Below are 23,932 nucleotides of genomic sequence, written 5' to 3'. Positions count from 1 at the left end.
CGCCTCCCCACCGCCCCGCCAGCGCCTCCCCACCGCCCCGCCAGCGCCGCCCCCGCCGCCCGCCCTCGACGCCTCTTGACCGACAGCCGGCAATCTCGCATACGCGGGTCTCCCCGATCCCGAACGCGGCCGGAGCCCGCTCGGTCGACGCGCGGTCGACCCAGCGCCCGCCCATCCCCGCTCCCCTCTGCCCGCCGGGCTCGCACACGCAGGAGATACCGTGGCGCCTCAATTCATCTTCACGATGCAGGATGTCCGGAAGGTGCACCCCCCGAACAAGGAGGTGCTCAAGGGCCTGTGGCTCTCCTTCTACCCGGGCGCGAAGATCGGCGTCCTCGGCGCGAACGGCGCCGGCAAGAGCACCCTGCTCCGCATCATGGCGGGCGTCGACAAGGAGTACCTCGGCGAGGCCAAGCCCGCCGACGGCATCCGCATCGGCTACCTCCCCCAGGAGCCCCAGCTCGAGGCCGGCAAGACCGTGCAAGAGCACGTCGAGATGGCCGTCCACGACGTCCGCTCCCTCGTCCAGCGCTTCGAGGAAATCGGCGCCAAGCTCGGCGAGTCGCCCCCCGACATGGAGGCGCTCCTCGAGGAGTACGCCGCCCTCCAGGACAAGATCGAGGCCGCCAACGGCTGGGAGATCGACCGCGTCGTCGAGCGCGCCATGGACGCCCTCCGGCTGCCCCCGCCCGACGCCGACGTCACGAAGCTCTCCGGCGGCGAGCGCCGGCGCGTCGCCCTCTGCAGGCTCCTCCTCGAGAAGCCGGACATCCTGCTCCTCGACGAGCCGACCAACCACCTCGACGCCGAGAGCGTCGCCTGGCTCGAGCGCTTCCTCCACGAGTACCCCGGCACCGTCGTCGCCGTCACCCACGACCGGTACTTCCTCGACAACGTGGCGGGCTGGATCCTCGAGCTCGACCGCGGCGCCGGCATCCCGTACGAGGGCAACTACACCGGCTGGCTCGAGCAGAAGAAGAAGCGCCTCGAGCTCGAGCAGAAGCAGGAGAGCGCGCGCAAGCGCACCCTCGAGCGCGAGCTCGAGTGGGTGCGCATGGCCCCGCGCGCCCGCCAGGCCAAGAGCAAGGCCCGCCTCGCCGCCTACGAGTCGCTCCTCGCCGAGGACAAGTCGAAGAAGGTCGAGGAGAACGAGATCGCCATCCCCGCCGGCAAGCGCCTCGGGAACGTAGTCGTCGAGGCCGACCACCTCCGCAAGGGCTTCGGCGATCGCGTCCTCATCGACGACCTCACCTTCTCGCTCCCGCGCGGCGGCATCGTCGGCGTCATCGGCCCGAACGGCGCCGGCAAGACCACCCTCTTCCGCATGATCATGGGCCAGGAGCAGCCCGACGGCGGCGCGCTCCGGATCGGCGAGACCGTGGAGCTCGCGTACGTCGACCAGTCGCGCGACGCCCTCAACCCGACCAACAGCGTCTGGCAGGAGATCTCCGGCGGCGAGGACCGCCTGCTCGTCGGCAAGCGCGAGGTCAACTCGCGCGCCTACGTCGCGAGCTTCAACTTCGCCGGCAGCGACCAGCAGAAGAAGGTCCGCGACCTGTCCGGCGGCGAGCGCAACCGCCTCCACCTCGCCAAGCTCCTCCGCCGCGGCGGCAACGTCCTCCTGCTCGACGAGCCCACGAACGACCTCGACGTCGACACGCTCCGCTCGCTCGAGGAGGCGCTGCTCAACTTCGCCGGCTGCGCCGTGGTCATCAGCCACGATCGCTGGTTCCTCGACCGGATCGCGACCCACATCCTCGCCTTCGAGGGCGACAGCAAGGTCGTCTGGTTCGAGGGCAACTACGCCGACTACGAGGCCGACCTGAAGCGCCGCCTCGGCGCCGACGCCGCCGAGCCCCGCAAGATCCGCTACCGCAAGCTCACCGCGAGCTGACGTGGCGCAGCGCACGGCCGCCCGCGGCGCACCAGCCCCGGAGCACGGTTCCGAGCTGGCGTGACGCGGGCGCCCGCACTAGCTCTTTCCCCCCATGGTCCGGAGCCCCCTTGGCGCGTGGTGCGCATGGCTCGGCGTGGCCGCCGCGGTCGCGACGACGGCCGTGGCCGGCTGCCGGGACGCCGCCGAGACCCGCTCGCCGTTCGTGGCGTCCCCGTCGCACGCGGGCGGCGGCGGTGCCGCGGCGGAGGGCGGCGCGGGCGGCGCCGGCAGCGCGGGCGTCGGTGGCTCGGACGGCCACGGCGCCGGCGGCTCGGGCGGCCGAGCCGAGGGCGCGGGCGGCCAGGCCGAGGGCGGCGCCGGGGGCGCCGGCGGCCACGGCGCCGGCGGAGCGGGCGGCAGCGCCGGGCCGGTCGACCCGCCGCCGGACGCGCCGCTCTCGATCGTCACGTGGAACACCAAGGATTTCTTCAACGACAAGGACGACACCGAGGGCGACGCCGAGATCGTGCTCAGCCCCGCGGAGTACCGCGAGAAGCGCGAGGCGATCGCGGCGGTGCTCGAGGAGCTCGATCCCGACGTGGCGGTGCTCCAGGAGGTCGAGCACCTCAGCGTCCTCAAAGACCTGAACCGCATCGAGCTCGGCGGGGCGTACCCCCACGCCGCGCTCGTCGAGGCGTACGATCCGCGCGGGATCGACGTCGGCGCGCTGTCGAAGATCCCCTTCGACAAGATCGTGTCGCACCGGGACGACCGCTTCACGCTGCGCGGAACATCGGGGCCCGTCTACACGTTCACCCGCGACTGCCTCGAGCTCCACCTCTCCCGGGGCGGCCGCAAGGTCATCCTGCTGGGGGTCCACTTCAAGGCCAAGGCGGCGCCCGACGACCCCGACCGGCGCCTCGCCGAGGCGCAGCGCACCCGCGCCATCGCCGACGCGCTCGCCGCGGAGCACCCCACCGCCGTGATCGCCGTCCTCGGCGACTTCAACGACGTGCCCGGCTCCCCCCCGGTCCAGGCCGTCGCCGGCGCCGGCCCGGGCGCGTTCGAGGACGCCGCGGCCGCGGCGCCGCCCGCGGACCAGTGGACGTATGACTTCCGCGGACAGCTAGAGCTCATCGACCACCAGATGGTCAACCCGCTGCTCTGGCGGATGCTCGACCCGCGCTCGATCCGGATCCCCCACGGGCCGTCGATCGAGGACGCGAGCGACCACGCGCCAATCTTTTCCGGATACAGGATCACCCCGCCCACGTAAGCGTTCGACCGCGCATCAGCTAAGCTGCGCCCCGATGCACGGCACGAGGAGAAAAGGCTCCCCGCCGAGAGCCCGCAGGGACTGGGGGCGCCTCGCCGTGCGCGTGCTGTGCGTCGTATTCGCGGTGATCGGGGCGATCCCGCTCGCGGTCGGCTTCCTCGTGCGGACCGAGACGGTGCGGGCCTGGGCGGCCTTCGAGACGGCCGCGCTGCTGGAGAACAAGCTCGGCATCACGGCCCGCTACGACGTGCGCGTCCAGGCCTGGCCGCTGATGGTCGGCCTGAACCGCCTCGTCGTCGACTCCTCGGACGGCGGCGCGCCGTTCCTCGAGCTGGAGCGCGTGGCGATCCGCCCGCGCCTGTTCTCGCTGCTCGCGGGGCGCATCGACGCGGGCGACGTCGAGATCATCGGGCCGCGCGTCCGCGCCGTCGTGAAGGACGGGGAGCTCCGCAACTTCAAGCTCCCCGACACCGGCAAGAGCAGCGGCGGCGGCGGGCTCGACCGCGCGCCGCTCTCGTCGGTCGCCATCACCGACGCGCGGGTCGACCTGACGATCGACAACGTCCGCGTCCAGGCCCGCGAGGTCGACGTCGACGTCTCCGCCGAGCCGTCGAACGTGTTCGAGATCGCGATGCGCTCCGGCTTCGCCTCGGTGGTGCACACGCACCCCGCGCCCGGCCGCGAGGCCGAGGAGGACAGCGTCGACGAGGACGTGATCTGCCGCTTCGACACGCGCATCAGCGTCGAGCCGGACCGCGCGCTCGTCCGCCGGCTCATCCTGGAGGGCGCCGCCGACTTCGATCCGGATCCCGGCACCGCGCCGCCGTGCGGGCTCCAGGGCGGCGACTGGCGGCGGGTGGAGCTCGAGCTCGGCGCCCTCCGCGTCGTCGGCCTCGGCGGGGGCATGCCCCACCGCATCGAGGGCCGCGTGCGGGCGCGCCTGCCGGTGCCGATCGTGCACCGCTTCGTCAACCTGCCGCCCGCGTCGGGCTCGGTCGCGATCGACGTGGACGCCGAGTACGACGCGGCGGCCGCGCCGCTCGGCCTCGCGCTGCCGCGCGTGAAGGGGACGCTCGCGCTCGACCAGCCGGGCCTCGACGGCAGGGTCTTCGTGACGCGCCTGTCGGGCAAGCTCTCGACGACCCCCGACGCCGTGCAGCTCTCCGACGCCGACATCGCCTGGGCCGACGGCACGCTGAAGATCTCCAGCGCCGAGGTCAAGCCGTTCGAGAAGGGCGTGCCGCTCCACGCGGGGCCGATCGACCTCGCCAACATCGAGCTGCCCGGCCTCCTGCGCGACCTCGGCGTGCACCCGCAGGCGCACGTCGCCTGGACGCTGCGCGAGGGCCGGTTCGACCGCTTCGGCGGCACGCTGGTCCCGCTCTCCCTCGAGGGCCCGCTCGCCGTGCAGACGCGCGGCTTCGACATCTTCGATCGCCCGACCAAGGACCCGGCCCGCCAGCGCCTGATGGGCGTGAAGGAGGGCTCGGTCCGCGGCTCGTTCCAGGTGCGGCCGAACGCCGTCGTGCTCTCCGGCTTCTCGATCGACACGCCGAGCTCGCACCTCCGGACCACCGTCTCGCTCGGCTTCAACGACCAGCTCGGGGTCGAGGTCCACCCGGGCTCGCGCGTGGATCTCGCCGAGGTCTCGCCGCTCGCCGACCTCGAGCTCGCCGGCGTCGCGTCGATGAGCGCCTCGATGCACGGCTCCTACGCGCACCCGAAGCTCAAGGGCGAGGTCGGCATCGAGAAGTTCGTGTTCGCCGGGTTCCCCATCGGCGACCTCGAGCCGTCGCCGGTCGCGTTCGAGCCGCTCGCCCTGACGCTCGAGAACGCGCGGGTGCGGCACGGGGCGAGCCGCATGCGGGTCCCCTCGCTCAAGGTCGACTTCGACCCGGCGGGCAACCTGCCGAAGGGCCGCCCGCTCGACAGCTCGTCGGGGGTCGTGGTCGTGGACGCGGCCGTGGACACGCGCGAGGCGCCGCACCTCGCCGCGCGCGACCTGCTCGAGATCCTCCGCCTCGAGAAGGATCCGCGGTACGTCGCCTACAAGGCGACCGCGAGCGGGACGGCGCGGGCCCACTTCGCGCTCGGCGGCCCCGAGGACCGCTGCGGCGGCGGCTACCTCGCCGTGAGCGCCGGGATGCGCCTCAGCGGCATCGAGCTCCTCGAGGAGCGCTTCGACGAGGGCGAGGTCGACGTCAACCTGATCTGGGACGATCAGGCCGCCGGCGGCGACGGGATGCGGCTCGACGTCCGCTCGGCGTCGCTGCGCAAGGGCACGGGCTCGGTGCTGGCGAGCGTGTCCATCGCGCACGGCGGCGCGCTGAAGGGGAGCGTCATCGCGAGCGGCCTCCCGCTCACGCGCATCGACGCGCTCGGGCCGGCGGGCTCGCTGTTCGACGGCTCGGTGTCGCTCGTGGCGAGCCTGGGCGGCACCGTGAGCAGGATGGCCGGCTTCGCGGACGTCCACGTCTCGCGCATCGGCATCCGGCGCTCGCACGCGAGCCTGCCCCCGTCGCGCGTCGAGCTCACGATCGTGCCCCAGGACAAGCCGCCCAAGGTCCTCGGCAGGACGCCGATCTGCGGCAACCCGATCGGCGCGCCGTTCGACCCGGCGGAGTTCGACCGCGACCTGCCCGACGGCTCCTTCGTCGCGAACGGCTCGCTCTTCGGCGGGCAGGTCGCGCTGGAGGGGGTCCGCGTCACGCGCCAGCAGCGCAAGATCGTCGACGGCAGGGTGCGCATGGACGCGCTCGACCTCGGCACCCTCGCGAACCTGATCCCGGGCGTGGCGTTCTCGGCGGCGACGCCGAAGGGGACGCTGACGGCGTCGCTCGACATCGAGCGGCTCCCGCTCGCGGATCCGAAGCAGGCGGCGCTCACGCTGACCGTGGGCGCGCTGAAGCTCGAGCGGGAGGGCCAGGGGGTCCACCTCACGGCCCCGAGCGGGCCGATCCGCCTCGCGGGCAACGCGCTCACGGTGCCGGAGCTCCACATGGAGGCGCACACGGCCTCGCGCCTGTCGGCCGCGTTCACCGCGTCCGGGGAGGTGAAGCGGGTGTTCACCGCGCCGGACCTCGACGTCGGGATCCGGGTCAGCCCGACGAAGCTGGCGAGGCTCAGCGCCGACATCCCGCAGATCCGGCACGCGCGGGGGACGGTGCAGGCCGACGTCCGGATCACGGGTCCCCTCCAGGGGCTGCGCTACGCGGGCTCGGCGACGCTCAAGGAGGGGGAGCTCGACGTCGTGGGGCTGCCGGTGTCGCTCGACGACATCGACGTGGAGATCGCGATCGACGACGACCTGGTGCGGCTCACGCGGGCGACCGCGCGGGTCGGCACGGGCACGGTGAGCGCGGTCGGGAACATGCCGGTGCGGGGCCTGAACCTCGGCATGGCGACGGCCTCGATCGTGGCGACCGGCGTGAAGCTGCCGGTCGCGGACGGGGTGAACCTCACCGCGAACGCGAACCTCACGGCGCGCTTCCAGCCCGGCGTCGAGGACGACGGGTCGGGCGAGAAGAACCTCCCGCACGTCGAGGGCAGGATCACGCTCACGTCGTTCAACTACACGCGCCCGATCCTGATGAGCATGGACCTCGGCGACCTCACGGGCCGCCAGCGGACGACGGTGCAGACCTACGACCCCGCCGCCGACGCGGTCCGGTTCAACGTGGTCGTGCTCTCGCCGAACCCGCTCCACTTCTCGAACGATCTCGCGGACATGCGGCTCGAGGTCTCGCCCACGGGGCTCGAGCTCTCGGGCACGAACCAGCGCTTCGGCGCGCGCGGGTCGCTGCGCATCCTGCCCGATTCGAAGCTCATGCTGCGGAGCACCGAGTTCAACGTGCGGGAGGGCTACGTCCGCTTCGACGACCCGTTCCGCATCGCCCCGAAGGTCGACGTGCGCGCCGAGAGCGAGTACCGCCGCTACACGGCGATGAGCAGCGCCGCGGCGGATCCGGCCGCCGGCGCGGAGGCGCCGGCGGCCGCGAGCATCGGCGCCGGCGCGAACGCCAGCGGGCACTGGCGCATCAAGCTGCACGCGCAGGGCGACGCCGACAACCTGCAGCTCAACCTGACGAGCGATCCGCCGCTCAGCCAGGAGGACATCGTCCTGCTCCTGACGCTCGGGATGACGCGCGCCGAGCTCAACCAGGGGGTCGTGTCGTCGCTCGGCGAGACGGTGGGCCTCGAGGCGCTCTCGTCGCTGACCGGCGCGGACAAGGCGGTGAAGACCATCGTCCCCATCATCGACGAGTTCCGGTTCGGCACGGGTTACTCGTCGAAGAACGGCGCGCCGGAGCCGACGGTGACCCTGGGCAAGCGCATCACGGACGCGGTGCGGGCCAACGTCACGACGGGGCTCTCGCAGGGCAGCCAGGTGCGCGCGGGCGTCGAGGTGAAGCTCAGCGATCGCATGAGCGTGCAGGGGTCGTACGACAACGCGAACGACGCCTCGAGCTCGCCGGTCGGCAACCTGGGCGCCGACCTCCGGTGGCGGCTCGAGTTCGAGTGACGCCCGGGCGGCGGCCGTCAGGTGGCCGCGGCGAGCGCCGCGGTGGCCGCGTCGAGCGCGCCGTACCGGTCGTCGCGGCCGGACACCCACTGCTTGTGGCCCATGAGCTCGAAGATGCGCCGGTGCTTCGGGTTCTTCCAGGTCATGGCGAGCAACGCGCGCTGGAACGCCTCGGCCTTCGCCTCGGGCAGCGCCGGCAGCGCGTCGAACATGGCGAAGTCGTAGGCCGGCGTCGTCCAGAGGACGTCGACCCGGCGGAGGTCGATGTGGCCGTTCGCCTGCTCGGCCAGCCACACCGCGTCGCCGACCGCGGCCGCCTGCGCCTTGCCCTCGTGCAGCGCCGCGAGCGCCTGGACCTCGCTCGTCGCGGTGTCCCCGTGCTTGCCGAGGTCCACCTCGAACGGCATGAGCTGGATCTTGTCGACGGCCACCCCCGCCTGCCGGAGGAAGTGGAGCGGCAGGATGCGCGCGTGCGCGGAGTCGGCGCTCCCCACCGCGAGCACCTTGCCCTCGAGGTCGCTGAGCGCGCCGACCGCGGCGTCGCGGCGGACGAGGAGCTTGCTGTGGAAGTCGCGGTCGACCTCGCGCATGGCGAGCGAGCGGGAGCGGCCCTCGGTCTGCCGCTTGACCCGCACGTGCGACATGGCGCTGTTCCAGGCGACGTCGATGTGCCCGCGGATCAGCGACTCTACCTGGCGCTCGTAGGTAGAGAAGAGCGCGAAATCAATCAGGATTCCATGTTCGCGGAAGTGCTCGCGCAGGCTCTCCCACAGCGTCACCACCTTGAGGTCGTGCGCCACGGCGCCGACAAGCATCGCCAGGTCCTTCATCCGGTGCCTCGCACGGGCGGCGACGCTAGCACGAGGTCCGCCCGCCGAGAGCCCCGCGTCTGGCACATCGGCGCCTCGAGGCGTGGATCGGGTGGGGCCTGGGCCTGCGGGGCGCTGGAGCTCGCGCGTCCCGTGTTGGGGCGCGAACGGGGCGCGGCGAGCGGCGGAGGGGGACGGGCGCGCGTCGACGTCGCCGGGGCGGGGCGCGCCGGCGACGTCGACGCGCGGGCGGCCTCTTGCCAAAACGCGGCCCAACCGGGCTACGCTGCGCTCCTCGTGCACGCCGGCGCCGGTTCATTTCGTTTTCGTGCCCCGGCGCTCCGCGCCTGATGGCTCGCTTTCGCTCCGTCCTCATTCCCCTGGCGTTCGGCCTTTTGCCGCTCGGTGTGATCGCCGTCCCCGCGCGCGCCGAGCAGGCGCCCGTGCGCGTGGCCCAGGTGGACGACGAGGACGCCGGCGGCTCGAACCAGGTTCCGGTCAACCCGGGTCGGGCCAACCCCAACCCCAACCCGGGTCGGGTCAGCAACCCCAACCCCGGTCAGGTCAGCCCGGCCCAGCCGAACCTCAACCCCGGTCAGCTCAACCCGGGTCAGGTCGACCCGGCCCAGCCGAACCCCAACCCGGGTCAGCTCAACCCGGGTCAGCCCAGCCCCGCGGAGCGCGCCGGGCCCCCGGGCAACGCCCGCACCGACGCCACCGACGTGCCGTCGCTCCAGCAGCCGCTCGCCCTCGGAGAGCTCGTCGGCAAGCCGATCGTCCGCATCGACGTCGCCGCGCTGGGCGACCGCTGGGTGATCGTCTCGCCGGTCACCAGCGTCGAGCTCGGTGAGCCGCTCAGCCCCGACGCCGCGCGCCGCGCCATGCGCGAGCTGCTCGCCTCCGGCAACTTCGCCCGCGCGTCGGCCGAGGCCTACCTCCTGCCGGACGGCGCCGCGCTCCGGATCCTCGTCGTTCCGCGCCGGCTCATCGCCACCATCCAGATCGCCGGCGGCGCGCTCGATCGGCAGAACACCCTCGAGGCCGCCGGCATCGCCGAGAACGGCGAGATCACCGCCTCGGCGCTCGCCGAGATCGGCCCCCGCGTCCGCGCGTTCTACGCGGAGCACGGCTACCCCGCCGCCAGGGTCACGGTCCGCGCGGTCGACACCGACGATCGGTCGCAGATCCTCCTCGCCCTCGACATCGAGGCCGGCGCCCCGCGCGTCGTCTCCCAGCGCGTCTTCGTCGCCGACCCGCGCGCGCACCGGGAGCTCGGCTCGCTCAAGGAGCGCTACGGCCTCGGCGTCGGCGCCCGCGTCGACGAGCCCGCCCTCGCCGAGGCCGACCGCGAGATGACCGAGCTCCTCCGCCGGAGCGGCTTTCACGACGCCGAGGTCTCCCACCGCGTCCTCGCGGTCGGCCCGAACAACTACCTCTACGTCTACCTCAACCCGGGCGCGCGCATCGTCCCCGCCTTCGACGGCAACCGCGCCTTCGATAACGACGCCCTCGAGGACGCGCTCGGCCTCGGCGAGACCACCGAGACGAAGCCGGACGATCTCGCCGACCGGCTCACCGCGTTCTACGTCGCCCGCGGCTTCCTCGACGCCAAGGTCACCCCGTCGCTCGGCGGCAAGCCGGACGATCCGGTCCGCTACCTGACCTTCACCATCCGAGAGCACGAGCAGGTGCGCGTCACGAAGCGCGTCTTCCCCTGCCTCACCGGCGACCTCAGTCCGGACGACCTCGGCCGCGAGATCGAGAGCTTCCTCGAGGAGGACCTGCCCGGCGCCGACGCCTTCTCGATGCCCGACCCGCGCGGCATCTCGGACCTGTTCGGCCCGACCCGCGGCGCCGGCGGCCGGGCCAAGCCGGTCGAGCTCATCCCGGCGATGACGTACGCGCAGGAGACCTACGAGCGCGCCCTCAAGCACCTGCGCGACCTCTACTTCAGCAAGGGCTACCTGAACGCCGTCGTCGGTCCGGTCTCGGTGCTCCGCGCCACCTGCTCGCGTCGCTCCCCGCCGGGCGCCTGCATCCCCGAGCCGGTCGCCGAGCGCGTCACGGCCCAGTGCCGCACCGACGCGCTGGGCCTCCCCCTCCCCGAGCCGCCCGTCCCCGCCGCCCTCACCTGCCGGCCCGACCCGGCGCGGCACATCGCGTGCGCCCCCGAGGTGACCCTCCGCATCCCGGTCCACCCCGGTCCGCAGACGCGGCTCTACGATCTCGCCTTCGAGGGGAACAAGGGCTTCTGCGGCCAGCCCGGCCTGAGCGAGCGGGATCGGAATTTCTGCGCCGAGGAGCGGCCGTTCAGCGAGCGCTGGCTCAGCGACGTCGCCGACCTGAAGGTCGGCCGGCCGCTCTCGACGCTCGACCTCGACGCCGCGCGGCTGCGCATCCTCGATGCCTACCGCGACCTCGGGTACGCGTTCGCCGAGGTCCGCACGGCCATCGAGCCCTCGCCCGACCGCACGCGCGCCCGCGCGCGGTTCATCGTGTCGGAGCGGGATCGGGTGATGGTCACCGGCATCGTCGTCAAGGGCGCCGTCCGGACCGACGAGCAGCTGATCCTCCGCCGCGTGCTGCTCCGCGAGGGCGCGCCGTTCCGGCAGTCGCAGGCCCGCCTGAGCGAGGAGCGCATCGCCACGCTCGGCCCCTTCTCCAGCGTGTCCATCTCGCTGGAGGACCCGGAGGTCCCGCAGAAGAACAAGCGGGTCGTCATCCACGTGGTCGAGCAGCTGCCGCAATACCTGAACCCGCAGATCGGGTTCTCGACCGGCGAGGGCGTGCGCTTCGCCTTCGAGTACGGACACCGCAACATCGGAGGCCTCGCCATCGGCCTCACGATGCGCGTCCAGCTCAGCTACCTGTTCGAGTTCATGGTCGTGGACCCGGCGGCGCGCCGCCACTACCACGAGCTCGACGACGACGATCAGCTGGAGCGCCGCAACACGATCGCGGTCACGCTCCCGGACATCGGCCTCGGCCCGCTCGTCAGCCTGTCCCTGTCGGGCATCGACGTGCGCGACAACCAGCTCGACTTCGGCTTCACGAAGCAGGCGCTCATCCCCGCGCTCACCTACCGCCCGCGGCGCGCCGTGACGACGCAGCTCGCCGTCTCGACCGAGCTGAACGACGTCGGCTTCTTCCAGGGCGCCGTCGGCACCGAGAAGCGGGACATCCTCAATCAGCTGCGCATGCCCGAGGGCCGCACGATCGCCCTGGCGCAGCGGCTCGACGCGTCCTGGGACACCCGCGACACCCCCTTCGCCGCGACCCGGGGATTCCTGCTCTCCGGCGGGGTCGAGCACGTCGACGCGTTCGACGTGTTCGCCTCGGGCGAGTCCCAGTCGGACTTCCCCGAGAGCCACTTCCTGCGGTTCACGGGCCGCGTGTCGGGCTACATCCCGCTCGCGCGTCGGGGGCCCGTCCTCGCGCTGAGCCTGTCGGGCGGCTACATCCACCCGCTCGTGGCCAACAGCGGCACGTATCCCGACCGCCTGTTCTTCATGGGCGGCGTCGACTCGCTCCGCTCGCACCTGGCCGAGTCGCTCTACCCCGAGGACGGGCTGGAGGAGGCGAGAGACGCGCTGTCGAAGAATCAGGACCCCGAGGACGATGACGTCCAGGTCTCGACGGACGACATCCCCCGCGGCGGAACGGTGATGGTGAATCCGCGCGCCGAGCTGCGCATTCCGCTGACCGATCTGCTCCAGCTCGGGATCTTCCTCGACGCGGGCAACCTCTGGATCCGCGCGAAGAACGTGAACCTCGACCCGCGGCTGCTCCGCTACGGGCTCGGCGCCGGCCTGCGGGTGAACACCCCCATCGGCCCCCTGGCCTTCGACTACGGCTTCAATCTGGCCCCGCGCGAAGAGCTCGACGAGATCGACGGCGCCCTCCACTTCTCCGTGGGGCTCTTCTGACAGGCGGCGCCGCGCGCGACGTGCGGCGCGGCGCCGCGCGCCCGCCAGGTCAGGTCGCCGCCTGCCACGAGAGCCACGCGCGGACGCGCCCGCTGGCGAGCGCCTCGACGAGGCGGATCGGCGCGCGGTCGCCGCTGCGCGCCGGCGCGGCGTAGCTCACGCGGTGGACGGCGCGCAGGCCGAGGGCCGGGATCGCCACGCCGATGGCCAGGTGGGCGCGAGCCGGCGTGCCCGGCGGCCACCCGTCGCGGTGGCCGCCGAGCGCGGCCGCGTGGAGCGCGATCGACACGGGGCCGGTCGTGAGGTGAAAGGACGCGGTCGCGGGGGCTCGGTCGACGTCCGGCGCGTCCGGCGCTGCCAGCAGGGCGACGGTGGCCTCGAGGTGCGCCGCGGCGGCGCCGATGGCCGCAGCGGCGAGGAAGGCGGTCGTGTTCGCGGTGAGCCGCATGGCGATCTCCTGGGCGCGACGGCCATCCTGGAGCTGGCCGCCCTGGTGCGGAAGCGACGTGCAGCGAACCGCGCGGCCGCTGCAGGGAGCGGGGCGGGCGGCGCGGCGAGCCGCGCGGCGGGCCTCGACCCGACCGCACGGCTCGACCCCACCGAGGGTCAGCGCGCCGTGCCCGCCTTCATCTCGCGGACGAAGCTCGCGACGGCGCGCGCGGCCGCCTCCGGATCGCCGAGGTTCGCCGCGACCCGCTGCACGACCGCGGACCCGCTGACCACGCCGAACGCCCCGGCGGCGAGGGCGTCGCGCACGTGCTCGGGCTTCGAGATGCCGAACCCGAGGATCGCGGGCGGCGCGCCGAACCGACGCAGCGTCTCGAAGAGCGACCCATGGCTGAGGCGCAGCTGCTCGTCCGCCCCCGTCACGCCCTTGCGCGTGACGCAGTAGGTGTACGCGGCGCACCGCTCCGCGAGCAGCTCCAGCGTCGACTCCGAGGCGTTGAGCGGCGCGATCAGCACCGGCGCCACGCCCGCCGCGCGCGCCGCCGCGACGTACGGCTCCGACTCCCTCACCGGCACGTCGGCGACGAGCACGCTGTCGACCCCGGCCGCGGCCACCGACGCATAGAAGCCCTTGAGGTCGCGGTGCTTCACCAGGTTCGCGTACGTCAGGATGCCGACCGGCACCTCCGGCGCCTCCGCCCGGAACCGCGAGAGCAGCTCGATGCAGTCGGGCGGCCGCACGCCGGCCGCGAGCGCCCGCACGGCGGCGGCCTGGACCGTCGGGCCGTCCGCGATCGGATCCGAGAACGGGATCCCGACCTCGATCGCGTCCGCGCCCCCCTCCACCGCCGCGCGGAGCAGCCGCGCGCTGGTGGCGAGGTCGGGATCCCCGAGCATCAGGAAGGGGACGAACGCCCCCTCGCCCCGCTGCCGCAGCCGCTCGAATGCGCCATCGTAGCGCGTCTTCACCGCCACCCGACTCATGCCGACCTCCCGGGATCGAGCAGCTTCTGGGCCTGCTCCATGTCCTTGTCTCCGCGGCCCGACAGGTTCACGACGAGCACCGCCTCTCGCCCTGCCTGCGCCGCCTCCGCCGCCATCTTCAGCGCGTGCGCGATCGCGTGCGCCGACTCGAACGCCGGGATGATCCCCTCGCTGCGCGCGAGCCGCTGGAACGCGTCGAGCGCCTCGTCGTCGGTCGCCGCGACGTAGGTCGCCCGGCCCGACGTCATGAGGTGCGCGTGCTCCGGCCCGACGCCGGGATAATCGAGGCCCGCCGACACGGAGTGCGTCTCGGCGACCTGCCCGTGCTCGTCCTGGAGGATGTAGGTCTCCGACCCGTGCAGCACGCCCGGCCGGCCCTTGAGCAGCGTCGCGCCGTGCTTGTCGGTCGACAGGCCGTGTCCGGCGGGCTCGACGCCCACGAGCGCCACGCCCTTGTCCGGGATGAACTCCGAGAAGATCCCCATCGCGTTGCTGCCGCCGCCCACGCACGCGACCACCGCGTCGGGGAGGCGCCCCTCGACCTCCAGGATCTGGGCGCGGGCCTCGCGGCCGATCACCCACTGGAAGTCGCGCACGATGGTGGGGAACGGGTGAGGCCCGGCGACCGTCCCGATCAGGTAGTGCGTGTCCTCGTAGCTCTCGGTCCAGTAGCGCAGCGCCTCGTTGAGGGCGTCCTTCAGCGTCTGGGTGCCCGAGCTCACCGGCACCACCTCCGCCCCCATGAGGCGCATCCGGAAGACGTTGAGCCGCTGCCGCTCGACGTCCTTCGCGCCCATGTAGATGCGCGTGGGCATCCCGAGCAGGGCGCCGATCATCGCGGTCGCGACGCCGTGCTGGCCGGCCCCGGTCTCGGCGATCAGCCGCCGCTTGCCCATGCGCCGCGCGAGCAGCCCCTGGCCGAGCGCCTGGTTCGTCTTGTGCGCGCCGCCGTGGAGCAGGTCCTCGCGCTTGAGGTACACCTTCACCCGCGGGTCGCCGGTCAGGTTGCGGCACAGCGTCAGCGGCGTCGGGCGCCCGGCGTAGGTCGTCAGCAAGGCGTTGAACTCCGCCGCGAACGACGGATCGCCGCGCGCCTCCAGGTACGCGCGCTCGAGCTGCTCGAGCGCGGGCACGAGGATCTCCGGGACATAGGCGCCGCCGAAGGCGCCAAAGCGGCCGCTTTGCTGCATGGTGATTGCCTCGATCGTCGATGGTGCGTGGTGCGTTGTAAAAGATGCGGTTCAGGGGGACGCGCGGTCCGCCGGGGCCGCGGGGCCAGGGTCGTGGCGCGAGGGGCCGCGCGCGGCGTCGAACAGCCGCGCGAGCAGCTCGGCGCACTTCTCGCCGGGCGCGCGCTCGACGCCCGAGCTCACGTCGAGCGCCCAGGTCCCCACCCGGCGCGCCGCGGCGATGTTGTCCGGCGTGAGCCCGCCCGCGAGCAGGCTCCGGCCCCGCGCCGGGTGGCCCTCGAGCGCGCTCCACGCGAACGTCCGCCCGGTGCCCCCGCGCGCCTCGGCCGTGCGCGTGTCGAAGACGAGCCGATCGGCGCGGCGCTCGACCTCGGCGCCCGCGCCGGCGGCGCCCGGCTGACCGGCCGCGCCCTCGCCCGCGGCGCCGGGCCCGCCGGCCGCGCCCGCGGCGCCGGCCGGCGCCATCGGGACCGACTTCCAGACCTCGCACCCCTCCGGGAGCGCGCGCCGCAGCCCCTCGACGTACGCGGCGTCCTCGTCGCCGTGCAGCTGCACGGCGCGGAGCCCGAGCGCGCGCGCCGTATCGGCGACGAAGTCCGCGGGTTGATTCAGGAAAACGCCGACGAACGGCAGCCCCGCGGCGGTGGCGATCGCGATCTCGGCCTGCTCGCGCGTCACCCGCCGCGGCGAGGCCTCGGCGAAGACGAGGCCGCCGAAGCGGGCCCCGAGCCGCTCCACCTCGCGCGCGTCCCCGGGCCGGGTCAGGCCGCAGACCTTCACCCGGCCGTTCACCAGCGCGCGCGCGGCGTCGGCGATGTCGGGGCTGCGCATGAGCGAGGTGCCGACGAGGAATCCATCGACCGAGGGCGCGAGCCGCTCCACGTGGGCGCGCGACTCGACGCCCGACTCGGCGATGACGATCCGGTCGCGCGGCACGCGCGGGGCGAGCCGCTCCGAGACGGCGAGATCGACCTTGAGCGTCTTGAGATCGCGGTTGTTGACCCCGATCACGGGCGCGGGCAGCGCGAGCGCGCGGTCGAGCTCCGCCTCGTCGTGGACCTCGACGAGGCAGTCCATGCCGAGCGCCTCGGCGGCGCCCAGGCAGAGCAGCGCGGTCGCGTCGTCGAGCACCGACATCATGAGCAGGATCGCGTCCGCGCCGTGCGCCCGCGCCTCGACCACCTGGTAGGGGCTCACGACGAAGTCCTTGCAGAGGATCGGGACGTCCAGGACCGCGCGCACGGCCTGGAGGATCTCGAAGCTGCCCTGGAAGAAGGGCTCGTCGGTCAGCACGCTCACCGCGTCCGCGACGCCGTAGTAGGCCGCGGCGACGGCGTGCGGGTCGAAGTCCGGCCGGATCACGCCCTCGGACGGGGAGGCCTTCTTGCACTCCAGGATGAACCGCGCGCCCGGCGCGGAGAGCGCGCGCCGGAGGCTCCGCGAGGTGGGCGGGGCGTTCGCCCTGAGGCTGGCGAGCGGGGTGCGCCGCTCGCGCTCTGCCACGTCCGCCCGCTTCCGCTCCACGATGCGCCCGAGCACATTGCCTTGCTCAGCCATGATTCGCCTCCTTGCGCGCTTCTTGAGACGCCTCCCGGCTCAGCGCCACGAAGCGCGCGAGCCGCTCGGCCGCGCGGCCCGAGCTCAGCGCCTCGAGCGCGGAGGCCGTCCCTTCGCGCAGGCTGTCGGCGCGCCCGCCGATCCAGAGCAGCGCCCCCGCGTTGATGGCGACGGCCTCGCGGTGGGCCCGCTCGCCGCGGCCGGCGAGGAGGTCGCGGAGCCACGCCGCGTTCTCGGCCGGGCCGGCACCCCGGAGCGCCTCGGGCGGCGCGGGCGAGACGCCGGCGTCCGACGGGTCGATCGTGAGCTCCTCGACGACCCCGTCGCGGAGCCGCGCCGCGCGCGTCGGCGCGTGCAGGGCGATCTCGTCGAGGCCTCCGCCGTGCACGACGAGCGCGGCCTGGCACCCGAGCATCCCGAGCGTGCGGGCGGCGTGGCCGACGAGCGCGGGGTCGTAGATGCCCATCACCTGGATCGGCGGCGCGCTCGGGTTCACGAGGGGGCCAAGCAGGTTCATGATGGTGCGCACCTTGAGGGCGCGGCGCACCGGCATCGCGTGGCGCATGCCCGCGTGGTACTGCGGCGCGAAGAGGAAGCAGAAGCCGACCTCGTCGAGCGCGCGGCGCGAGACCTCGGCCGCCGGGTCGAGCCGGGCGCCGAGCGCCTCGAGGACATCGGCCGAGCCGCACTGGGACGAGACCGAGCGGTTGCCGTGCTTGGCCACCGGCAGCCCCGCTTCGGCGGCCACGAACGCCACGGCGGTCGACACGTTGACGGTGCACTGCCCATCTCCGCCGGTGCCGCAGCAGTCGGCGTACGCGTAGGCCGGCCGCGCGAACGGCGCCGCGGCCCCCCGGAGCGCGCGCGCGGCGCCCGCGACCTCGACCGGTGTCTCGCCCTTCGCCTTGAGCGCGACCAGCAGCGCGGAGAGCTCGATCTCGCTCAGCGCTCCCGCGAACGCGTCGCGAAACAGCGCCTCCGCCTGCTCGGCGGAGAGGTCCACCCCCGCGCAGAGCGCGTCGATCACTGCATGCATCATGGTTCGCTCCTCATGTTCACGGTCGTTCCGGCAGACACTGCTCCTCGGGATTCAAGCGTCGGACCGCGGCGCCCTGCATAGCGGACAAAAACGAAAAGGCCCACCGTTGTTCGGCGGGCCCTCTTTCTTCTTTACTTCAGGTCGGCCTCCCCGGAGGGGGGCGCGTTACCCGTCGCTGGGGCCCGCCTTGGTACAGCACCAGCGCCACCAGCGCAGCCCGGCCACGCGCGAGCTCACCCGGGCGGCCGCGTGCGACGCGACGCCGAGGACGAAGGCCTCGGAGCCGGAGCGAGCGGAGGACGCGGTGAACGCGCTGGGCATGCGGGGAACATAGCTTGCGGTCACGCGGGGGGTCAAGCGGGTTCGCGGCGGTTTCCGCTTCGCTGGTTCTGCCGGTCTTGTCTGTCGACCTGCCCGTCTCCCGCCGGGCTGTCTGTCTTCCTTCCCGCGTTCCCGCGCGCGGTTACCCAGCCGCGCGCAACGGCGCCCAGCCACGCCGAGAGGCGCGACGGACGTCCGTGGGGTCCGGGCGCGGGCGCGCGAGACAGCTCCCGTCGGGGACGTGGTGGATGCGCACGTTTCACGGCGCCGCGGTGGCCGCAACGCGCGTCGGGCTCAATCGAACACGAGCCAGCGGACAACCGAGACGACCAAAACACTCTCAGGCTGCTCAAAGCGACTACGCAACTCGATGGTCGACGCTGTCCCGGTTGGTCGATTCGGATTCAGGTGTTGCATACGTCGACATGAGCCCCGCCCGACCCGTGGAGGAGCAACGCGCTTCTCCGTTGACATCCTCGAGCCGCCTCGCTTCCCTCCCTGGGACATGAGCAGCGTGGCGATGGAGGCGGCGTCGGAAGGAGCTCACCTGCGTCCGATCGGCGTGATCCGGTCCGCGCTCAAGGGCCGCGGCGAGGCGCCCAGGCAGGGCTCGGAGGGCGCGCCCGACGCCTGGGTCGAGGTGCACCCGTGGGCGGCGGAGGCGCTGAAAGGCCTCGTCGCTGGCGACGAGATCCTCCTCATCACGTGGCTTCACGAGGCGCGCCGCGACGTCCTCCAGGTCCACCCGCGCTCTGACACGAGCAACCCGCTCACGGGCGTCTTCGCGACGCGATCGCCGGACCGACCGAATCCGCTCGGCCTCCACCCCGTCGTCGTGCGCGCCATCGAAGGCGAACGCCTCCGCGTCGGGCCCCTCGAGGCCATCGACGGAACGCCGGTCGTCGACATCAAGCCGGTCCTGAAGTGAGGGACCGCACGTCGAACGCACCTCGTGCCCGATCGACCTCCAGCCGGGCGCGAGCGTCGAGATCCGCGAGCTTGCCGGCGCGCGCCCGCGATCGATCGGCGCCGTCGGCTCCGTTGCGTCGACGGTGACGGCCGGTCCACGCAGGGCGTCCCGAACCTCCCCGGGTGGGGCAAAACTCCCCTGCTCGCGCCGGCTCCCGGGCCCTGGCGGCACGAGGCATACGACGTGCAAAGCGCGTGTGCTCGCCGGCCTCGTCGGCACGGGATGGCTGGCGGAAGGAGCTGTGCATGAGCCTCATCGACCCGTGGGTCGGCGATCCGCCGCCCCCTCCGCCCGCCGACCGGTACGGCGCGGGCTGCCGGGTGCTCGTGGCCGAGGATGACGACGAGATGCGGGCGCTGCTGGCGTCCACGTTGAAGTGTGACGGCTTCGAGGTCGTCGAGGCGAAGAACGGCCTGGAGCTCCTCGATTACCTCCTGCCCTGGTTCTCTGGCCGGGAGCCGCCTGCGCACGTGGACGCGATCGTCAGCGACATCCAGATGCCGTGCTTCACGGGCATGGAGGTGCTCGCGGGCCTGTCCGCGGTGCGGCGCCGGCCGCCCATCGTCCTGATCACCGCCTTCGGCGAGAGCTCCACCCACGCGCTGGCGCGCTCCCTCGGCGCCGCCGCGGTGCTCGACAAGCCGTTCGACCTCGACGCGCTGCGAGGGGTGATGAGCCGGGTGATCGCGGCGCGGCCGGCGCCGGAGGACCCGGGTTGAGCGCCCCGACCGGGGTTGAGCTCCCCGACCCAGGTTGAGCTCCCCGACCCAGGTTGAGCTCCCCGACCCAGGTTGAGCTCCCCGACCCAGGTTGAGCTCCCCGACCCAGGTTGAGCTCCCGACCGGGGTTGAGCTCCCCGACCCAGGTTGAGCTCCCCGACCCAGGTTGAGCTCCCCGACCCAGGTTGAGCTCCCCGACCCGGGTTGAGCTCCCGACCCGGGTTGAGCTCCCGACCCGGGTTGAGCTCCCCGACCCGGGTTGAGCTCCCCGACCCAGGTTGAGCTCCCCGACCCAAGCTGAGCTCCCCGACCCAGGTTGAGCTCCCCGACCCGGGTTGAGCTCCCGACCCGGGTTGAGCTCCCCGACCCAGGTTGAGCTCCCCGACCCAGGTTGAGCTCCCCGACCCGGGTTGAGCTCCCCGACCCAGGTTGAGCTCCCCGACCCGGGTTGAGCTCCCCGACCCGGGTTGAGCTCCCCGACCCAGGTTGAGCTCCCCGACCCAGGTTGAGCTCCCCACCCGGGTTGAGCGTAACGCCCGAGCGCCCCCTTCCCCGCCGCCCCCAGCCCATCCGCTCCCGCAGGATACTTTCCGGTTCCGTGCGCCGATGGTAGGCCCCCGTTCTGCAGGGCGCACGACCTCGCGGCCAGGCGCGACAGGCCCTCGCGAGGCGCCCGCGCGGCCCTCCCCCAGTGTGCCCATGATCACCGCCGAACCAGGTCCCCCGCCGCCGAGCGCCGCCGGCGCCCATGACAGCGTCCCGCCGCGATCCCCGAGCGGTCCGCCCGCCCGCCCGAGCGCGCCGCCGGCGCGGTCCGTCCCCCCGCCGGCGCGGTCCGCCCCCCCGCCGCCGCGCCGCAGCGCCTGGACCACCCGCCTCGGCGAGGCCTGCGTCCTCGGCCTCGGCGTCGCGTCGCTCTCCGCGGTCCCGACCGCGCTGCGCACCGCCCGCGCCGGCGCGTCGTTCCTCGACGGGCTCCTCGTCGGCACCGCGGTCCTGCTCCCGCTCGTCACGCTCGCGATCATCCTCTCGCGCGCCGCCGGCCGCGGCTTCCGCGGCATCGTCGGCGCGGGCGGCGAGCGCCTCACGGTCCTCCGCGTCGCGCTCTGGATCGGCGTCGCTGTGCCCGTGCTCGCCGCGCTCGCCGCCCTCCTCAAGGCGACGACCCACCACCGCGGCCTCGCCGGCGCGACCTTCGGCGTCCTCGGCCTCGCCGGCGTCGCCGCCGCGGCGCTCCTCACCCAGCGCCTCGTCGCGCTCGGCGACCGCCTCGCCGCCCGCGGCGTCAAGCCGTGGATCCTCGCCGTCGCCGGCGCCGCCATCGGCGCCCTGCCCCTCGTCGCCGCCTTCGCGCCGCTCGCCGCCTTCGCGGGCAGCACCGCCGGCGACGCCGGCGCCGCCGTGCGCGCCGCCATCGTCGACGGCGCCATCGCGCTCGTGGCGACCGCGCTCGTCTCCAGCGTCGACCTCAGCGCCGCGGTCGGCCGCGTCGCCAGCCTCGCGGGCGTCCCGCTCGCCGCCCTGGTCCTCATGACCGCGACCGCCCGGGTCGAGTCGTTCCCCGCGCTCGGCCAGGCCGTCCGCGCCGGCGGCGGCCTCGCGGCCACCCTCTTCGGCGCGCTCGAGCGGTGGACCGACCGCGACGGCGACGGGATGGGCGCGCACTTCGGCGGCCTCGACTGCGACGAGGGCGACCCCACCCGGTACCACGGCGCGCCGGACATCCCGGGCGACGGCATCGACCAGGGTTGCGGCGCCGCGGCCCAGGGCGACGCCTCCCGGCCTGCCCGGGCGCTCGCGGGCCTCCCTGCCCCTGCCAGCGCCCCGCCGGCCGCTTCGGCCGCTCCCGCCGCGCCGGCGCGCGCCGCCGCCGCGCCCGCGGCGCGCGACGATCGCGGCGCGGTCGTCCCGGCCGTCCTGACCAGGACCACCACCCCCGCCGACGCCGTGGTGGCCGCCACCGCCGCGGCCCCCGCCACCACCGCCGCGGCCCCCGCCACCGCCGCCGCAGCCCCCGCCGCTGCCGCGACGTCCGCGCCGGGGCGCCCCGACATCCTCCTCGTCACCCTCGACACGGTGCGCGCCGACCACACGTCGGCCTACGGCTACGGCCGCGACACGAGCCCCCGGCTCGCCCAGCTCGCGGCGCGCGGCGTGCTGTTCGAGCGCGCCTATGCCGCCTCGAGCGAGACGCAGCGGGCCATCGCGCCCCTCGTCACCGGCCGCCGCCTCAACCGGGCGGCGCGCGACCGCCGCGCGTGGCCGACGCTGCTGCCCGAGAACGACACCCTCGCCGAACGCATGAAGCGCGCCGGCTACCTCACCGCCGCGGTCAGCTCGTTCACGTGGATCAGCCAGGAGCGCGGCTTCGACCAGGGGTTCGACCGCTTCGAGACCGTCTACGGCGAGGCCCACCCCGAGCGCGAGGCGACCGGCCACCTCGCCGTCAAGAAGGCCATCGAGCTCCTCGACGGCTACGCCCAGCGCGCCCAGCCGGTCTTCCTCTGGCTCCACCTCTTCGACGCCCACGAGCGCTACGTCAGCCACCCCGGCATCCGCTTCGGCGCCGGCAGGACGGCCGCCTACGACGGCGAGATCGCCTACGTCGACCGGCAGCTCGGCGCCCTGCTCGACGCCGTGGCCAGCGGCCCCCGCGCCGGCCGCACCGCGATCATCGTCCACGGCGCGCAGGGCGAGGGCCTCGGCGAGCACGCCTCCGTCGGCCACGGGGTCGAGCTCTACGAGGAGGCGATCCGCGTCCCCCTCGTCGTCGCCCTCCCCGGCGCCGCGCCCGGCCGCTACCCGCACCCGGTGAGCACGATCGACATCGCGCCCACCGTCCTCGATCTCGGCGGCGCGGACGCCGCGGCCGTCGAGGGCGGCTCCCTCGCCGCCATCGCCGCCGGCGCGGACCGCGCGCCCCGCGGACCGGTGTTCGCCCGCACCGCCCGCCGCGCGGCGGTCGTCGACGGTCACCTCAAGCTCCTCGTCCTCAAGCGCAAGAAGCGCGACCGGATGCTCCTGTTCGATCTCGCGAGCGATCCCCGGGAGACCCGCGACCTGTCCGACGAACGCGAGGGCGACGTGGCGCGGCTCCGCGAAAAGTTGTCTGCCTTCGAGTCCCCCGCGCAGTAATCTACGCGAGGGAGCATGCACAGGTACGCCCACTCGCCGCGGAAGCCCGCGCCGCCCCGCGCGAGGGCGCTGCGCGCTGCCGTCGCCGCCGGCTTCGCGCTGGGCGTCGCCGGCCTCGCGCTGCTCGTGCTGCGGCTCGCCGACGCGCCGGCCGTGCCGCCGACGCTCGCCACGGGCGCCATCACGGGCGCGCTGCCGCGCCGGCTCCGGTTCGAGTGGCGCCTCGTGCGCGACCGCCACTGGCAGATCGCGTCGTCCCCCGCCGAGTCGCGCGAGGCCACCGACCAGATCGAGGGCAACCGCGGCGTCTGTCCGACGGGCATGGTCGAGGTCTCCGGCCCCATGAAGCTCGACCCCACGCCGAGGGCCCAGGGCGACCTGCGCTCCATCGACGAGATGCAGCGGACGACCTGCAAGCACTGGATCAGCAGGGATTACCCGGAGCGATGCGCGGAGTTCGATCGCGAAAAGTGGCTCGCGATGTCGAGCGATCTCGACACGAAGCCGATGCATTTCTGCATCGATCGCTACGAGTACCCCAACCAGAAGGGCGTCTATCCGGTCATCCTCGTCTCGTTCTACGAGGCGGGCGAGCTCTGCGCCGAGGAGGGCAAGCGCCTCTGCGACGAGGCCGAGTGGACCTTCGCCTGCGAGGGTGAGGAGGCGCGCCCCTACCCGTACGGTTACGTCCGCGACCCGGAAGCGTGCGTCGTCGACCAGCCGTGGCGCCCGTACATCGAGACCGCGCTGCGCCCGCGGGGCGGCCCTGCCGCCATGGGCGAGATGGATCGGCTCTGGCAGGGCATGCCGTCCGGCGTCCAGCCCCGCTGCCGGAGCCCCTTCGGCGTCTACGACATGACCGGCAACATCGATGAGTGGACCCGTTCCGTCCGCGAAGGCGAGCGCCCCTCCATCCTGAAGGGCGGCTACTGGGGCCCGGTCCGCACGCGCTGCCGCCCCTCGACCCGCTCGCACGACGAGAACCACATGTTTTACCAGCAGGGCTTCCGCTGCTGCGCGGACCCGGGCGCAGCGGGCGCCGCGCCGGCGGACCGCGCCGCCTCCAGCGACCCTGCCGCCGCCCCGCTGCCGCGCGAGCTCCGCTGACGCGCTCGCCGGCCGGCGGATCCGCGGCCGCGGCGCCGCGCGCCGCCGCGCAGT

The 23,932-nt window shown here is 73.8% G+C and carries 15 protein-coding genes; 8 read left to right on the top strand and 7 right to left on the bottom strand.

Features of this window, described 5'->3' with window-relative positions:
- Positions 1-220: 220 nt before the first annotated feature.
- The 3 genes from ettA to WME98_RS32085 all read left to right on the top strand — a co-directional run bounded on the left by ettA (position 221) and on the right by WME98_RS32085 (position 7,674).
- On the top strand, positions 221-1,894 hold the full coding sequence (ettA, locus tag WME98_RS32095; RefSeq protein ID WP_020733565.1) for an energy-dependent translational throttle protein EttA: 1,674 nt from the start codon (positions 221-223) through the stop codon (positions 1,892-1,894).
- Positions 1,895-2,030: 136 nt separating this feature from the next.
- Entirely contained in the window at positions 2,031-3,152 is a 1,122-nt protein-coding gene (locus tag WME98_RS32090; protein WP_437945502.1) for an endonuclease/exonuclease/phosphatase family protein, read from the top strand.
- Between the two features lie 103 nt (positions 3,153-3,255).
- Positions 3,256-7,674 carry a translocation/assembly module TamB domain-containing protein gene (locus tag WME98_RS32085; RefSeq protein ID WP_437945501.1) on the top strand — a complete coding sequence of 1,473 codons (4,419 nt, stop codon included), beginning with the start codon at positions 3,256-3,258 and terminating at the stop codon, positions 7,672-7,674.
- 17 nt (positions 7,675-7,691) lie between these two features.
- Here WME98_RS32085 and WME98_RS32080 read toward each other — a convergent pair whose 3' ends face one another.
- Positions 7,692-8,504 carry a phosphate/phosphite/phosphonate ABC transporter substrate-binding protein gene (locus WME98_RS32080; protein WP_437945500.1) on the bottom strand — a complete coding sequence of 271 codons (813 nt, stop codon included), beginning with the start codon at positions 8,502-8,504 and terminating at the stop codon, positions 7,692-7,694.
- A gap of 329 nt (positions 8,505-8,833) precedes the next feature.
- Here WME98_RS32080 and WME98_RS32075 point away from each other — a divergent pair, with 329 nt between their 5' ends.
- Complete coding sequence (locus WME98_RS32075; protein ID WP_437945499.1) at positions 8,834-12,409, top strand: POTRA domain-containing protein; 3,576 nt, start codon at positions 8,834-8,836, stop codon at positions 12,407-12,409.
- Positions 12,410-12,458: 49 nt separating this feature from the next.
- Here the strand turns inward: WME98_RS32075 and WME98_RS32070 are convergent, their stop codons facing one another.
- From WME98_RS32070 to WME98_RS32045, 6 genes are all read right to left on the bottom strand, one after another.
- Positions 12,459-12,857 carry a hypothetical protein gene (locus WME98_RS32070; RefSeq protein WP_437945498.1) on the bottom strand — a complete coding sequence of 133 codons (399 nt, stop codon included), beginning with the start codon at positions 12,855-12,857 and terminating at the stop codon, positions 12,459-12,461.
- Between the two features lie 158 nt (positions 12,858-13,015).
- Positions 13,016-13,840 carry a tryptophan synthase subunit alpha gene (gene trpA, locus WME98_RS32065; RefSeq protein WP_061626220.1) on the bottom strand — a complete coding sequence of 275 codons (825 nt, stop codon included), beginning with the start codon at positions 13,838-13,840 and terminating at the stop codon, positions 13,016-13,018.
- Entirely contained in the window at positions 13,837-15,030 is a 1,194-nt protein-coding gene (gene trpB, locus WME98_RS32060) for a tryptophan synthase subunit beta (RefSeq protein WP_437318684.1), read from the bottom strand. Before trpB ends, trpA begins: the two co-directional genes overlap by 4 nt.
- Positions 15,031-15,081: 51 nt before the next feature.
- A complete protein-coding gene (gene trpCF / locus WME98_RS32055) occupies positions 15,082-16,587 on the bottom strand; it encodes a bifunctional indole-3-glycerol-phosphate synthase TrpC/phosphoribosylanthranilate isomerase TrpF (RefSeq protein ID WP_437945497.1) in 1,506 nt (501 codons plus the stop codon).
- Positions 16,580-17,623, bottom strand: coding sequence for an anthranilate phosphoribosyltransferase (gene trpD, locus WME98_RS32050; RefSeq protein ID WP_437954043.1), 1,044 nt, complete (start codon positions 17,621-17,623; stop codon positions 16,580-16,582). The genes trpCF and trpD overlap by 8 nt, the downstream gene beginning before the upstream one ends.
- 168 nt (positions 17,624-17,791) lie before the next feature.
- Positions 17,792-17,947, bottom strand: a complete 156-nt coding sequence (locus tag WME98_RS32045; protein WP_437945496.1) for a hypothetical protein — start codon at positions 17,945-17,947, stop codon at positions 17,792-17,794.
- A 505-nt stretch (positions 17,948-18,452) separates the two neighbouring features.
- Here WME98_RS32045 and tsaA point away from each other — a divergent pair.
- The 4 genes from tsaA (at position 18,453) to WME98_RS32025 (ending at position 23,878) form a co-directional block, all read left to right on the top strand.
- Positions 18,453-18,875, top strand: a complete 423-nt coding sequence (tsaA, locus tag WME98_RS32040) for a tRNA (N6-threonylcarbamoyladenosine(37)-N6)-methyltransferase TrmO (protein ID WP_437945495.1) — start codon at positions 18,453-18,455, stop codon at positions 18,873-18,875.
- A gap of 287 nt (positions 18,876-19,162) precedes the next feature.
- On the top strand, positions 19,163-19,636 hold the full coding sequence (locus WME98_RS32035; protein ID WP_129573679.1) for a response regulator: 474 nt from the start codon (positions 19,163-19,165) through the stop codon (positions 19,634-19,636).
- A gap of 699 nt (positions 19,637-20,335) precedes the next feature.
- Positions 20,336-22,771 carry a sulfatase gene (locus tag WME98_RS32030; RefSeq protein WP_437945494.1) on the top strand — a complete coding sequence of 812 codons (2,436 nt, stop codon included), beginning with the start codon at positions 20,336-20,338 and terminating at the stop codon, positions 22,769-22,771.
- Between the two features lie 15 nt (positions 22,772-22,786).
- The gene (locus tag WME98_RS32025; RefSeq protein ID WP_437945493.1) at positions 22,787-23,878 is read left to right on the top strand and encodes a formylglycine-generating enzyme family protein; all 1,092 of its coding nucleotides are present in this window, start codon (positions 22,787-22,789) and stop codon (positions 23,876-23,878) included.
- Positions 23,879-23,932 lie beyond the last annotated feature (54 nt).

Source organism: Sorangium sp. So ce296, from assembly GCF_051529605.1.
Lineage (GTDB): Bacteria > Myxococcota_A > Polyangia > Polyangiales > Polyangiaceae > Sorangium > Sorangium cellulosum_D.
Note: the sequence above shows the minus strand (reverse complement) of the source record. Positions and strands in the feature narration are given on the sequence as shown.

Coding starts and splice junctions, on each gene's coding strand:
- WME98_RS32080 (WP_437945500.1), bottom strand. CDS start 8,504: ATGAAGGACCTGGCGATGCTTGTCGGCGCCGTGGCGCACGACCTCAAG.
- trpCF (WP_437945497.1), bottom strand. CDS start 16,587: ATGGCTGAGCAAGGCAATGTGCTCGGGCGCATCGTGGAGCGGAAGCGG.
- WME98_RS32025 (WP_437945493.1), top strand. CDS start 22,787: ATGCACAGGTACGCCCACTCGCCGCGGAAGCCCGCGCCGCCCCGCGCG.
- trpA (WP_061626220.1), bottom strand. CDS start 13,840: ATGAGTCGGGTGGCGGTGAAGACGCGCTACGATGGCGCATTCGAGCGG.
- tsaA (WP_437945495.1), top strand. CDS start 18,453: ATGAGCAGCGTGGCGATGGAGGCGGCGTCGGAAGGAGCTCACCTGCGT.
- WME98_RS32075 (WP_437945499.1), top strand. CDS start 8,834: ATGGCTCGCTTTCGCTCCGTCCTCATTCCCCTGGCGTTCGGCCTTTTG.
- WME98_RS32035 (WP_129573679.1), top strand. CDS start 19,163: ATGAGCCTCATCGACCCGTGGGTCGGCGATCCGCCGCCCCCTCCGCCC.
- WME98_RS32070 (WP_437945498.1), bottom strand. CDS start 12,857: ATGCGGCTCACCGCGAACACGACCGCCTTCCTCGCCGCTGCGGCCATC.
- WME98_RS32030 (WP_437945494.1), top strand. CDS start 20,336: ATGATCACCGCCGAACCAGGTCCCCCGCCGCCGAGCGCCGCCGGCGCC.
- trpD (WP_437954043.1), bottom strand. CDS start 17,623: ATGCATGCAGTGATCGACGCGCTCTGCGCGGGGGTGGACCTCTCCGCC.
- trpB (WP_437318684.1), bottom strand. CDS start 15,030: ATGCAGCAAAGCGGCCGCTTTGGCGCCTTCGGCGGCGCCTATGTCCCG.
- WME98_RS32045 (WP_437945496.1), bottom strand. CDS start 17,947: ATGCCCAGCGCGTTCACCGCGTCCTCCGCTCGCTCCGGCTCCGAGGCC.